Raw genomic sequence first — 13,257 nt, 5'->3', positions numbered from 1 at the left:
TATGCCTATCACCTCAGCAAGCATTATACAGCCCCATCATCGGCCAAGGTGTTGTTTCATTTTATACATCCTACCTAGATTTTGAGCTATGCGACAGGTCCATGCGACAAAGAATACTAATATAAATTTCCATAGGGAGATGCTTTGATCCCGCCGTTCGAAATCGTTTTTGATATAGTGAGGCGGTCTCGGTGCGAAGCCGATTAAAAGCCAGAGACCAACTTTTGCAAGGTCTCCAAATGAGTTAGCAGTTTCCCAGCGGAGATCCATTTGGCCTATTCCGACCCGATATTGCTTTTTTAATAATTCATCTAACGAGCGAGCAGGATGAAGCACCTCAGCGTTCTCCTCATAAGCGATAGTAAATCCTGTATCAGTCGCCTTTTTCGTCCATTGAACATCACCACCAGAAATCATATTCGACTGAAATGATCCAACAGTGTGGTACACTTCTTGTTTCACGAAAAGGTTAGCAGTCTTTGCAACCGACCGCTCCTTAACGTCGCGTTCAATCTGCATATTTGAGATGGAGTCGAATAGCTCTGCAGGTGTCGGCGGGTTAGAAAACATAAACCGAACATTCCCACCGATGAGATCAGCTCCATTTTGGATTTTACGAACACCCTCAGCGATCCACTGCTTCGTTGGACGGCAATCTGCATCGGTAAAAGCGAGGATATCGCCTTTGGCGACCTCCACACCCTTATTCCGTGCTTCATACGACCCTTGAATTTTATCTTCAACTACTAGTTTCACAGGGTATTCGTTAACAATATCACGTGTATTATCCGTTGACCCATTATCACAAATGATGATCTCATACTCATCATACGTCTGTCCCAATAAGGCCTCAAGACACGTCTCAATTGTTCCTGCTTCGTTATATGTAGGAACAATAACTGATGCAACTGGTTGTGACATTGCATTCGATTACTAAAAGAGGAACCGTTAACCTGTCTATTGTCGTCACTTCGATAGTATTTAATCCTCGTTTTTGGTAGCTAAGGATGAATGACCCAGCTTACGGTATCTGAGATTCTAATTGACGCTTCACGCACGGCCATTGAAAAGCAAAACAAAGACACTGGGGAATTACCTGCAGGTCATAATGGGCCGTACCACGACCCGGAGACACCAGTTCGTAATACGTCACATTGGTTAATTACATTCCTGAAATGCTATGAATGGACTAGGAATAACGAGTATCTCGAAGCAGCAAAAAAAGCAGTGGAATATCTCTTGAGTAACCGCGCTCGACCAAATGGCGCAACATACTACCATCGAAAGGCACCCGGCAAAGACGGGTGCAATGGCCTGGTCGGACAAGCCTGGACAATCGAAGCACTAGCCGTAGCTGCAGGGTTTTTCGACGAAACTGAACTTCTCGCTCAGGCTGAAGAAGTGTTTCTCCTTCATCCGTTTTATGAGCCGGCTGGAATTTGGAAACGCGTTGAGGTTGATGGCTCTATACTTTCCTACGATCCAACGTTCAATCATCAACTCTGGTTCGCTGCCGCTGGCGCACTTCTGGCACAATATGACGAAGTCGACCAGAGAGTCGGCCATCGGGTGGAATGTTTTCTCGATAAAGTGAACGTCCTCTTACGAACATATGATTCTGGGTTAATTTTTCATGCACTCTTACCCCGCTTTCGACCAAAACTCTATGCAGGTACCTGTCTTTCCGACGAACAATTCAATTACGTTAAAACAGCAGTTGGCGCCTCGCTTCCATTGTCCAACATTCAGACATCGCTTCGAAAGAAAGCCATTGGGTATCATTCATTTAATATGTATGCCTTTGCGGTGTTGTATAAAGTATTTCCAGAACATCCGTGGTGGAAATCAATGCAGTTCGACAACTGTCTTAAATATATGAGTTCAGACATTTATTGCGAACTACTATCTGACAATCCATATGGATATCCATATAATCCGCCGGGATTTGAGGTTCCGTATACTGAATATGTTTTTCACGGAACAGTGAGTAATCGCGGTGAGCAATATCTTCAGGAGCAGCTCTCGAGATCCTACGATCCGAAGGCAAATACTCTCTCTCGAAGGACGGAGGATCCAGTGACAATGACCGCTCGGCTATATCAAGCAACACGACTTCCTGAGCTTACAGTATCATTGTCAGATACGACCTGATACTTCGATACTTTCCTCCAAAACCTGGGCAAGATTGCCTGTCAAGTGGTGCCGTGTGTACTTTTTTCGCTGCTCTTCGCTTCCAAGGGTTTGTGGCTGAGTCTCAATCAATACATCTAATATTTCTATGATACGTTGAACGTCATCATGAGAGGCACAATATGCATGGTCGAATTGTTCAATTATCTGAGTTAAAGCACCATCCGGGGTATCAAGGGCCAGAACTGGAATGTCACACGCAATATAATCATAAATCTTTGTTGGAATGTGTGTTGGATCCCCCGGCCGTGAAACTACTAACCCAATATCAGCGCTTTTGATGGTAGAAACAATTGATTCAAGTTCAGTGTATCCACGAGCATCGATTTTGTCTCGAATACCGAGACGTTCTGCTTCGTTATAGAAGCGCTCTGTATGTCGATAATCCAACCGACCAAAATGGACGAGCTCGATTGCGGGCTCCCGACGGGTGGTTTGTTCAAGTGCTTTCAGTAGACCCTCTGTCTTGCGTCGAAACCGACCTGGATGAACAATCCTGACACCCTCAAAGGGATCTGCCGCTGTGTAATCGTAATCTGACGGATCAAAACCGTTTGTAATGGTAGTAAATTTGTGTGTAAATTCAGGATATTGCACATTATATAGAGACTCCATCCGCGGAGTATTTAGAATGACTCGATCCGAGTATTTTAGTGCTTTCTGTTCCGATATTTTGTTTATCCAGTTCCAAATAGGATTTGCGACGCTTTTTGTGTTTTCGAACAGTTCCTTGTCTACGTACCAAGGATCGCGTAAATCAAGAATGTAGGGCACGTCAGTTCGGTGACGAACCCATGTGGAACATAGAAGCGGGAGAAAAGGGCTACCTGTGTGAAGCACTACATCAATCTCATGAGTCTCGATTATTTTAGGTAGCGCCCGAGACAGCGATGGCAACCATCGAATTCCTCCGAGTGGTTTTGATGCCGCTATTCCGGTTACGTCAACGTGATTTGTCTCCTCCGGAATTTCGGTTATTGAAGCGTATTGGTCGTTGTCCAAATCATCAGATAAGAACTTGGATTGTCGATCCGGTGGGAGCGACACTACGTACGGTGTCCAATCAAACCCACGGAGATACTTGACAAATTTTGCAGCTCTGAACGATCCAACTCCTCCGCCTGGGGGGAAATAATACGATACTATTAGTACATTCTTTGACATTATCTTTAGTGATTATATCTATATGTGTGTTTGATTATGGTACAGATAGAATCCGCCATTATTATAGGTTCTGCTATATTCAGCATCTAACTCTGATTCAATGTCCCAATTCAATTTCCATCTACTATGTGTTCCAAGATATACGTCAACCGATGGTCTATACGCTATTGTATTAAAATCCTTTTCAGTGACTGTTCCATTAAATAATGGAGAATCAGAATAGCCCCTATCCATCGGATAATAAGCATCGCAATGCTCTCCATTAATAAACCGCTCTTGGTAAGAGTAGTAATCGGTATGAATTGTTTCGTTCATGTATTCACAACCGAACGATTTACCTTCAACTTCATCTGCCGTAAGATAGTACCGGGGTGTGTTTGGATAATCAGGAATAGCTGGTGCTGCAAACAGTTGAGTGATTAGCAGCAGTACAACTACAAACACTCCAAGATAGTGGCCGATATTCTGTCTTCCCCAAAGGAAACTGTAGACGGTGATTGCGATAATTACAGCCAGAAGAGGCTCAATCATCATTAGGGGACGGTTCGGATTAAGCGCACCAATGCTTATCACTCCAAGAGCAGTGAGAATAACTCCAAATGCTGCACCTCCTAATACGAGACTTGTAGTTTCCTTCTCCAATCTTCTGCCAGTATACAGTTCGTATGCGATATATGCCCAGCATCCTCCAGCGACCAGTAACAACACAACGGCATGGGATCGTTCAAAAAACAATGATAATGAATTCGGATAGGCAATTGTTTGCCCGATAAGCCCTGGGTTGACGGGGTCAACCGCTGTTGGGATCGACGGCGCTGAAGGAGCAGAAGCGGATCCAGAAGCAAATAAGACTGTTATACGTCGGATTACATCATCCATATAATATGATACATAGCCCCAGTGAAGAAAGAGTATAAGACCACATAAGACGAACATCGATAGCTCAGGCCGTTCTTGGATTGATACTCCAGTAGAACTGCTCTCGGAGCGAACCAGATACAAAGCAATACCTGTTGCAGCCAATAACCCGAGAACCAGTACCAGCGGCAATTTATGAGAGTATACGAGTGACACAACACAGAGTGTAAGAATAAGTAACTGTTTTTGTGGTCGTCTTTTGAGATAAAGAGCAAGTGAAATGATAAATATGCACCAGACGAATAAGGAAAACGTTTGCGCAATTGGCCAATATGATTGTTGCATAACAGCAGTGGACACCGCTGCGATCGTTGCGGCAATAACACTAGGTACATCGCTATTTCCAGGGATAATTAACCGGACTAAAATTGCAGATGTGAGCGGGACAATAATTCCGGACAGTAATGGATAAATTACGAAAGAATCAATTACACTGATATTAGCAATCTCGGCGATAGACGCCGAGTGAATATGATAGAGTGGTGCTTGTTGATAAAAATCAGAACGGATTCCGTCGGTTGATCCCACTCTAAGAACTTCGGAAGTCCAGTATGCTTTCTTATCTGTATCTACGCCGATAAGTGTGGCAGGATACAGGAATACAATTAGCCGGTAAATAACTGCAACCCCTATAATGAAAGTTATAGATGCCATCACTGGTGTCCTAAATAGAACAGCAGCGACGAGAACTAATCCGAGTGAGATAAGCGCAAAGACTAATACTGCAGGGAAGAGGCCATACTGGTGGATTCCAATAATGACTATCGAAAACAAAAGAAGCAGAACGGTGAATAACGATTTTAATAGCCTTTCCATCACTGAAGATTAGAGATTTGTCTAAGTTGGTCTGTAGTCATATTGACTGTTTCTTCCCACGAAAAATTGTTGAGCACTATGTTTCGTCCTCTCTTCCCTTTTTCTCGTCGAAGTTGATCATCCTCTAGAAGTCGCCTAATTGCTGTTTCCACCTCTTCAGATGTTCGACGCGAAAGGCTAATTCCCCCTGCGTTAATCTTAGAACGATCAGCCCTCGGGACATCGGTCATAACTGCTGGTATACCACATGCCCACGCCTCCATAACAACTCTCGGAATTGCCGCCTCTGTCACCGTTGGTAAAACTAACAGATCACTTTCTCTAAACTGTTTTGGCATCTCTTCGTAGGAAATCTCTCCGGCATATATGATACGGTTATCATCATATTTCTCCTGTAAGGTCGAGAGTTGAGGACCATCACCAACGATTTTTACGCTCAGTTCAGGATAATCTTGTTTCACTGATTCGAAGGCTTCCATTAGCAGTTCAGCGCCTTTTCCGCGTTTCACTCTTCCCACAAATAGTAATTGCTGACCTGCGCTTGAAGTAGCGCTTGGATCGGGAGAAAACCGATTACAATCAATTCCATTGTGGATCACTTTTTTTGGTACAGTCACATTATGCTCATCAAGAAGATTTGCTGCAGATTGAGTATAACAAAATACATTATCCGCAGAATTGAAAGTGAGACGACCAACAGTAGGGATATAGGCTTTCTTTATGATGTTTGGCGCGGATGATGGAAAGAGGCCATGGTGTGTAATCGCCAAGGGGACGTCAGAAAGTCTGGATATAATTGATGTGATATTCGTTGAAAAATAAAGATAAGAGTGAGCATGAATCACATCATAGTCACGCAGCTGGCGGACAATCGATCGAATCATCCCTGGCGCAATACTGTTATCTGCAGGACGCGCCAACTCCTTATGCCGTATAACCGAATATTCACCCCTATCTTCACGGTGTGGAAGTGATCTGTCACCGTTATCGGAGGTCAAGACAGTAACCTCATGCCCATTTTCGCCCTGTATTTTTGACATTTCATCGACGTGTACCCCGATTCCACCAACTTTTTCCGGACTAAGGCTATTGGAAACGCGTAGTATTTTCATTAATGTCGAGGTGATATTACTTCGTTACTTGAATTTCTCGATCCTTGTTTACTTGCATATCGAAGAGCATAGCAAACATAACAAACATACTACCTATAAGAAACACCAGAAGACTAAGTGACGCACTGACAAACAGTTCATTACCCCGTGCCAATTTGGTATAAAGTGACCAAATCCCACCGATGGTTCCAATTATCACTGCACCAATACCGAATAAGTAAAATAATGCCAGTGGGTGGAAGTCCAGTACGAGATATTTTACTTTCAGGCGCCAGAAGAAGTTCCGAAGCAACATCACTGACACCTTCCGGATGTACGTTGTGTAGTTGATCGACGACTGCTCCTCGCCGTAGACGGCGGGCATCGCGACGTCGGCCACGCGCATTCCCTTGGCATTCAACTTCACCAAGAGGTCGTTACAGTAGCCGTAGTACTCGTACATGTTCTCGATCCCTACGTTCGCCAGCGCATAGTGCGAAATCGCGGTGTACCCATTCTGCGGATCCATCGTCTTCCAGTAGCCCGATGCAACCTTTGTCAGGAAAGTCAGAATTGAGTTGCCGAAGAACCGGAACGGCGGCATGTCCGAACGGAACTCCTTGTAGAGCAAACGGTTGCCCTTCGCGTAGTCGGCCTTGTCCTCGACGATCGGATCTAGCAGATTCGACAGCTGCGACAGATCCATCTGGCCGTCGCCGTCGACCGTTGGGACAATATCGATCTCGCTTTCGAGCGCTGCGAGATAGCCCGTCTTGATCGCGCCGCCGGCGCCGAGGTTCTCACGGTGCTCAATCGGGACTACCCGCCCGATTGAATCGTGAACCACCGCACGCTGCTCAAGCAGCAACGCGGTTCCACCGTCAGTCGCAATCGTCCCGCCACTCGCCTCGAGGCAATCCTCGTATTCGAGGATCCCCCCATTAAGTTTCCGGGCGTCCTCGCGGGCGGCCGTGTGGATCTCCTCCCATGTGTCGTCGGTTGAACAGTCGTCAATCAGGTACATCCGATCAACGTAGTCGGGCATCTCCTGGATCACGTCACCAACGAAACCTTCCTCATTGTACGCCGGAATGACGACACCGATTGAGTGCTCCCGATACATCAGAGCTTCTCATAGCGGAATCCGTGTTCGGTCGCCGCTTCTTCGAATGTTCCATCGACATCGACCAGAATTGGATCCTCGGCCATCTCGTATGTCAAATCGCCGAAGTTCAGCCCGTAAAACTCGCTATGGGGTGTCCCAACGATGAGTCCGTCGAAGCCCTCGACCGAAAGTTCCTCTTGGACGTCGATCCTGAACTCTTCGCGCATCACGTCGTTATCGGCGTGGGGATCGAACCCAACAACGTCGATCCCGTACTGCTGGAGTTCGTCGATTACGCCGCCGATTGCGGAGGTGCGGATGTCCTCTACGTCGGGCTTGTAGGCCAGCCCAAGGACAAGCACCCGACTGTGCATGAGCACTTTTGCGCTCTCGTTGAGCGCCTTGATCGTCTGTTTGGCGACATGGGTCGGAACGTACTCGTTGACCTCACGGGCCTTCTGGATTAGCTCGGGCGAGAACCCGTTCTGTTCGGCCTCGTAGATAAGGTAGAACGGGTCGACGGGGATGCAATGCCCGCCGACTAGGCCCGGGCGGTAGTCGTGGAAGTTCCACTTCGTGCCTGCGGCCTCGAGCACGGCTTCCGTTTCGAGCCCGAGGTGGTCGCAGGCCACCGCCAGCTCGTTAACCAGCGCGATATTCAGATCCCGCTGGGTGTTCTCGATGACTTTGGCCGCTTCTGCAGTCTCGATACAGTTCGCCCGATGGACGCCCGCATCGACAATCGACTCGTACAGGCGCGCGATGTCCTCTCGAGTGTCCTCATCCAGGCCACTCACAATTTTCACGACGTTTCGCAGACCGTGTTCCTCATCGCCGGGTACCATTCGCTCAGGTGAGTAGCCGACACTGAACTCCGACCCGGCTTCCAACCCGGACGTCTGCTCCAGCGCCGGAACGAACACTTCGCGTGTGGCCCCTGGATACACCGTCGACTCGAGAATCACGGTCGAACCGGCATTGAGCTGGCTGCCCACCGTTTTTCCGGCCGCTTCAACGAGTCCGAGATCGGGTTTCTCCAGGTCGTCTACAGGCGTCGGAACCGCGACAATGACGTACTCAGCTTCCGAGATAACAGCTTCGTCGGTCGAGAACTCGACGTCACAGCTGGCGATATTCTCATCGCCAACGTCACCCGTTGGATCCACACCGTCTTCGAGGGTTGCGATCTTCTCGGCGTCGATATCGAATCCGCGAACGGAGTGCCCCTCAACTGCAAATTCATGTGCCAGTGGGAGGCCCACGTAGCCGAGGCCGACTACGCAGATGTCCGCAGTGGTTGTGCGTTCCGTTTGTGTCCTATACGATTGCTTACTCATGTGTTTCCGCCCAGTGTATAGTGTGAGAGTTGTTCTGTCGAGTCCGCTGTGTGATTCTCGACCAAGAGTCGTTCCACCATCCGAAGCGACCGACTTCGGAGTACCACCTCATCCGGCCGGTAACACGACATTGTCGTATCGGAATCCAACGATTCCGACGGCCTGTCCCCCGGTTCATTCGTTCCAACATCGTCAAACTGCCCACCCCTGGAAACGACTTCGATACGAGACTTCAATCAGGCGTTACTTTTGACAGCAAGGATAAATAGCTAACGGCCTGTCGCTATCAAACGCTGCTGTCATGTAGTCACATGACCACACTTTAGTTGAATACTGATTCATCGTAATAACTCGCCTCTGGCCCATTTCAATAGAGAATTACTCCACCTCCGTATTTGCGTACAAAATTATACTATCTTAGGAATATATGAACAGAATACATATTTACGAGAGTGGAACGCCTATTGGATTTTTCGAAGAGGTTGTAAGAAAGTCTACTTGATGTACAATGGGAGTCTCACTTCCCCAGAACATATCATTTAGCCACTCTCCCAGTCGACATGAACCACACTAAATCGGAAACAGATGCTTTTTGTAATCGACTCAACACAGTACACCTTATGCAAATTCTCGTAACAGGCGGCGGAGCTTCATTGGCGGCCACATCACAGAAGGTCTCGCTAGTGCCGGCCACGACGTAACCGTACTCGATAACCTCGAGCCCTACTACGATCTCGGAATCAAGAAACACAACATCGAGGCGGCCAAAGACGCCGCAGACGAAGCCAACGCAACCTACGAGTTTGTCGAGGGCTCGATCACCGACGAGTCACTCGTCGATGACCTCGTCGCGAACGCTGACGTCGTCTACCACCAAGCCGCCCAGGCGGGCGTCAGAAAGAGCGTCGAGGAACCCAAGAAGGTCAACGCCTACAACGTTGATGGGACGATCAACGTCCTCGAGGCGGCCCGTACACACGACGTTGACCGGGTCGTCGTCGCCTCCTCCTCCTCGGTGTACGGCAAACCCGAGTACCTGCCCTACGACGAGGCACACCCTACGGAACCTGTCTCCCCATATGGCGTCTCCAAACTCGCTACCGAACAGTACGCCCGCGTCTACAACGAGATCTACGGCCTGCCGACGGTCTCCCTGCGCTACTTCACCGTGTACGGCCCGCGTATGCGCCCGAACATGGCGATGACGAACTTCGTCTCGCGGTGTCTCCACGGCGAGCCACCCGTGATCTACGGTGACGGCTCGAAAACACGGGATTTCACCTACGTCGATGATATCATCCGCGTCAATGAACAGCTCCTCGAGGACGACCGGGCCGACGGCGAGATCATGAACGTCGGCTCCACCGATAACATCGACATCAAAACCCTCGCCGAGGTTATCCGCGACGAGATCGATCCGAGTCTCGAGCTCGAGTTCACCAAACCCAGAGAGGGTGATGCCGAACACACCCACGCCGATATCTCGAAGGCCAACGACCTCATCGGGTATGAACCTACGACGGATATCCGTGAGGGCGTCGCCAAATTCATCGACTGGTATCGCGAGAATCAGGACTGGTACGATCCGCTGGTCAGAAACTCCTAGCGTCGTCTTCTGATCCGATCTGTCGACACCCTACTGATTTGAGGGAAAAAGACATGGATAACGGCGGAGTAGCCACCTAGCTAGCTCGTTAATTATCGCTTCACGACAGTCAATGTCTCCGAAGCTTTCAGCATGAACGCCCCCAATGTCCAACATAATGGGCAAGAAAAAGGATCGCAATCAGGAACTCGAGCAACACTCGAGAGGGCGGCTACAAACGCTCTTCTCGAGGTGGGTCGTAAACTCGCTGGAGGAGGACTACGCCTTCGACTTCGAGGTCAGACCGACTGAGAGTCAGCCAGGATCAACGGTAGTGACATCATCCCCGTTTTTCGTACAGCTCAAAGCGTCGAACCGGTTCGACGACCCGGATTCCGTCTGGTGGGATCTCAAATCGGATTTTGTTTTGAACGATTGCCTGCGAGCCTCCGTACCGGTGGTGTTGCTGATATACGAGCGCTGGAACGACGAGTTCTACTGGTGTGTCCTGCAAGACTACTGTTGGGACGTGCTGGACACACAGCGCAATGGCTGGCGAGAGCAATCAACGGTTCGGGTAACGATTGCTCGAAACTCGCTTTCCGGGAAGCTTGCACAGCTCAACAGCGAAGTGGGTGCTACGCGGCGGCGACTTTCTCTGCGGGAATATATCGCCACCTCCCAGCGATCGATGTTGGAAATGCGGCCGGAGACGGCGTTTGCTTCGACGGATGCGGTAGCAGCGTATAAGGCGGAGCGTTTCGACGAGGCCATGGAGTTCGTTGAAGCGGGCCGAGCCGAGCGTGCACTCACGAAACTGATGCAGGTCTACCAGATGCCTGAAGAGGATGAACCGACGGCGGAGACGATCGGCCAGCTTCTCCACTTACGCGAGACGGATGAGCCGGGTGTTGCTTTCGAAAAGGTTCGACTCGCACGTGATGGATTTCGAATCACTGAGGCGTACGAGCGGAACGATTTACAGGAACAGTTTAAAACAACTCTCGAGGAGGCGTGGGACTACCTCGAAGAGACGTTTATTGGTGCGAAATACCGCCACAGAAGTACAGGCAGGGAACTACTGATTGTGGACATCGAAGAGTGGGGGAGTCCCGACGGCGTGTGGATAGCGCTCGTCCAGTACGACGTCGGAGAGTTTGGCGATGAACACGCTCAGGCGATTGCGGAAGATGATCAGTATGTGCTCATAGAGTCGGGTGAATCGAGGACACCCCACGACCAGGCGTGCGCTGAGCGAAACCACGTATTCGATGAGGAGGCACTTCGTAATCTCCCAGCGTTCGCGACGTGCGCTGACTGTAACCTCTCATATGACACGCTCGACCAATGGTTGTCTCACGAGGTTCCGTCGATTTGTGATCAGTGTGGGTGTGTGGCCTACGACGTGGTGTTTGAAAATGATCGGCCACACTGTACTGACTGCAGTTAGTTCCAGCACTCCACGGATCAGAACAGAGTAGACGAGTATTCACCTGAGCGACTATTTTTGCTGGGATACATGCTGTTTACAATAATGCCCGAAACTCCTAGGGATCCTCGAGTAACTGACTCGCCCGCTTGAGATCTTCCTCAGTGTTCACGTTGACTCGATCGCCAGCTATCTTGACCGGTTCCACAACGAACCCCGCCTGCACCAGGAGGTCAACAGCTTCGCTGAGTTCGTACTCCCCGCGCTCCGATGGTTGGGCCAGCGCGAGCGCATCGAAGATGGCTTCGGGGAGGACGTAACACCCGGTCGTCACCAGCGTCGACGGCGGCTCCTCGGGTTTCTCCACGATGGTCGTCACCCGATCCCCCTCGACCTCGAGGACACCCGTCTCTTGAGCCTGTTCGCGATCGACCGACTCGACAGCCAGGACGGCGTCCACGTCGGCCTCGGTCATGCGCTCAACAGCGGACTCAATCCCATCGATGAAGACGTTGTCACCGTTCAACACTACGAACGATCCTTCCACGTTGGGTTCCGCCAGTGATACCGCATCGCCGAGTCCCCGTTGCTCACGTTGGTGGACGTACGTGATCGGTACCTCTCGAAAGTCATCACCGTAGTAGTCGATGATTTGTTCGCCGAGATGTCCCACGACGACGACCAGTTCGTTCACGCCCGCCTCGAGTAACGTCTCGAATACGTGGGTAAGGAGTGGCTGCTCGTTCACCTCGAGGAGGCCTTTCGGCTGATCAGTAGTCATCGGCCGAAGTCTGGTTCCCTCACCGGCCGCTGGAACGACACCCTGCATGCTCGAGGGAATTACTTTCAGACCCAAAAAACCGCTTGTACAGTTCTAATCGTCCGAAGCGACAGCAACCTCGCCTTCAACCCCCTCCTCGAGTCGCCGCTCGGCTTCGTCCCGATCCTCGGGATAGCCAACGTCGATCCGCCAGCCGTCGATGCCGATCGCGTCAATGGTACGCCCGCTCTGAATCAACAAATCAATGGCCTCGCTGATTTCGTACTCCCCCCTGTTCGAGGGCTGCACCAGATGACAGGCGTGGAAGATCGCCGGCGTGAACGTATAGAACCCGGTCATCACGAGATTCGACGGCGGCTCCTCGGGTTTTTCGACCACGTCGGTGATCTCGCCGTACTTGTTCGTATCACAGACCCCATAGCGCGAGGCCTCCTCCCAGGGCACTTCCTCGACCAGGAACGCGGCATCCGCACGCTCCTCGCGCTGTCGGCGAACCACATCGCCCAGGTTCGCCTCGAAGATGTTGTCCCCCAGGATCAACATGAAGTCGTCGTCGATGTGCTCTTCAACGGTCAACAACGCGTGGGCCAACCCCTTCTGTTCGCGCTGATGGCAGTACTGAATCGGGACACCTTCATACTCGTCCCCGTAGTGATCGATAATCTTCTCTTTCAAATAGCCCACGACGACGACGAATTCGTCGGCACCCAACTCGAGCAACTGATCGAAACAATGCGTCAAGATTGGCTTTTCGGCGACCTCGACCATCCCCTTCGGTTTGTTATCAGTCAGTGGTCGGAGTCGCGTACCTTTCCCCCCAGCGAGTACGACTGCTTTCATC

10 protein-coding genes and 1 pseudogene are annotated in these 13,257 nt (G+C 50.1%); 3 read left to right on the top strand and 8 right to left on the bottom strand.

The features are described from left to right. Nucleotides 1–36 precede the first annotated feature (36 nt). Nucleotides 37–921 carry a glycosyltransferase family 2 protein gene (locus NGM68_RS00385; RefSeq protein WP_252699692.1) on the bottom strand — a complete coding sequence of 295 codons (885 nt, stop codon included), beginning with the start codon at nt 919–921 and terminating at the stop codon, nt 37–39. Between the two features lie 90 nt (nt 922–1,011). On the opposite strand from NGM68_RS00385, the gene NGM68_RS00380 reads away from it, so the two are divergent. Continuing rightward, entirely contained in the window at nt 1,012–2,151 is a 1,140-nt protein-coding gene (locus NGM68_RS00380; protein ID WP_252699691.1) for an AGE family epimerase/isomerase, read from the top strand. Here the strand turns inward: NGM68_RS00380 and NGM68_RS00375 are convergent. From NGM68_RS00375 to NGM68_RS00355, 5 genes are read right to left on the bottom strand one after another with little or no spacing between them, the layout of a single operon-like run. Beyond that, the gene (locus NGM68_RS00375) at nt 2,137–3,354 is read right to left on the bottom strand and encodes a glycosyltransferase (protein WP_252699690.1); all 1,218 of its coding nucleotides are present in this window, start codon (nt 3,352–3,354) and stop codon (nt 2,137–2,139) included. The two genes, NGM68_RS00380 and NGM68_RS00375, sit on opposite strands and share 15 nt — an antisense overlap. A gap of 18 nt (nt 3,355–3,372) precedes the next feature. Then, nucleotides 3,373–5,088: a hypothetical protein gene (locus NGM68_RS00370; RefSeq protein WP_252699689.1), complete on the bottom strand. Its 1,716-nt coding sequence runs from the start codon at nt 5,086–5,088 to the stop codon at nt 3,373–3,375. Next, entirely contained in the window at nt 5,088–6,200 is a 1,113-nt protein-coding gene (locus NGM68_RS00365) for a glycosyltransferase family 4 protein (protein WP_252699688.1), read from the bottom strand. Before NGM68_RS00365 ends, NGM68_RS00370 begins: the two co-directional genes overlap by 1 nt. Nucleotides 6,201–6,216: 16 nt before the next feature. Further along, the gene (locus NGM68_RS00360) at nt 6,217–7,302 is read right to left on the bottom strand and encodes a glycosyltransferase family 2 protein (protein WP_252699687.1); all 1,086 of its coding nucleotides are present in this window, start codon (nt 7,300–7,302) and stop codon (nt 6,217–6,219) included. Then, nucleotides 7,302–8,621: a nucleotide sugar dehydrogenase gene (locus NGM68_RS00355; RefSeq protein WP_252699686.1), complete on the bottom strand. Its 1,320-nt coding sequence runs from the start codon at nt 8,619–8,621 to the stop codon at nt 7,302–7,304. Before NGM68_RS00355 ends, NGM68_RS00360 begins: the two co-directional genes overlap by 1 nt. Before the next feature lie 620 nt (nt 8,622–9,241). On the opposite strand from NGM68_RS00355, the pseudogene NGM68_RS00350 reads away from it, so the two are divergent. Together NGM68_RS00350 and NGM68_RS00345 are read left to right on the top strand one after the other, a co-directional pair. Beyond that, nucleotides 9,242–10,227 (top strand): annotated as a pseudogene (locus NGM68_RS00350) (GDP-mannose 4,6-dehydratase). Nucleotides 10,228–10,384: 157 nt separating this feature from the next. Then, the gene (locus NGM68_RS00345) at nt 10,385–11,656 is read left to right on the top strand and encodes a DUF4365 domain-containing protein (RefSeq protein WP_252699685.1); all 1,272 of its coding nucleotides are present in this window, start codon (nt 10,385–10,387) and stop codon (nt 11,654–11,656) included. A 97-nt stretch (nt 11,657–11,753) separates the two neighbouring features. Here NGM68_RS00345 and NGM68_RS00340 read toward each other — a convergent pair whose 3' ends face one another. Next, nucleotides 11,754–12,464 (bottom strand): sugar phosphate nucleotidyltransferase, encoded by a 711-nt coding sequence (locus tag NGM68_RS00340; protein ID WP_252699684.1) that lies wholly within the window; start codon nt 12,462–12,464, stop codon nt 11,754–11,756. A gap of 45 nt (nt 12,465–12,509) precedes the next feature. Then, nucleotides 12,510–13,256, bottom strand: coding sequence for a UTP--glucose-1-phosphate uridylyltransferase AglF (gene aglF / locus NGM68_RS00335; protein WP_252699683.1), 747 nt, complete (start codon nt 13,254–13,256; stop codon nt 12,510–12,512). Nucleotide 13,257 lies beyond the last annotated feature (1 nt).

This window comes from Natronosalvus vescus (assembly GCF_023973145.1).
Classification (GTDB): Archaea; Halobacteriota; Halobacteria; order Halobacteriales; family Natrialbaceae; genus Natronosalvus; species Natronosalvus vescus.
The sequence above is the reverse complement of the archived record's forward strand: the minus strand, read 5'-3'. Positions and strand labels throughout refer to the sequence as shown.

Excerpts from the sequence above, each read along its gene's own strand:
- NGM68_RS00385 (WP_252699692.1), bottom strand. The coding sequence starts at position 921 with ATGTCACAACCAGTTGCATCAGTTATTGTTCCTACATATAACGAAGCA.
- NGM68_RS00380 (WP_252699691.1), top strand. The coding sequence starts at position 1,012 with ATGACCCAGCTTACGGTATCTGAGATTCTAATTGACGCTTCACGCACG.
- NGM68_RS00375 (WP_252699690.1), bottom strand. The coding sequence starts at position 3,354 with ATGTCAAAGAATGTACTAATAGTATCGTATTATTTCCCCCCAGGCGGA.
- NGM68_RS00370 (WP_252699689.1), bottom strand. The coding sequence starts at position 5,088 with ATGGAAAGGCTATTAAAATCGTTATTCACCGTTCTGCTTCTTTTGTTT.
- NGM68_RS00365 (WP_252699688.1), bottom strand. The coding sequence starts at position 6,200 with ATGAAAATACTACGCGTTTCCAATAGCCTTAGTCCGGAAAAAGTTGGT.
- NGM68_RS00360 (WP_252699687.1), bottom strand. The coding sequence starts at position 7,302 with ATGTATCGGGAGCACTCAATCGGTGTCGTCATTCCGGCGTACAATGAG.
- NGM68_RS00355 (WP_252699686.1), bottom strand. The coding sequence starts at position 8,621 with ATGAGTAAGCAATCGTATAGGACACAAACGGAACGCACAACCACTGCG.
- NGM68_RS00345 (WP_252699685.1), top strand. The coding sequence starts at position 10,385 with ATGGGCAAGAAAAAGGATCGCAATCAGGAACTCGAGCAACACTCGAGA.
- NGM68_RS00340 (WP_252699684.1), bottom strand. The coding sequence starts at position 12,464 with ATGCAGGGTGTCGTTCCAGCGGCCGGTGAGGGAACCAGACTTCGGCCG.
- aglF (WP_252699683.1), bottom strand. The coding sequence starts at position 13,256 with ATGAAAGCAGTCGTACTCGCTGGGGGGAAAGGTACGCGACTCCGACCA.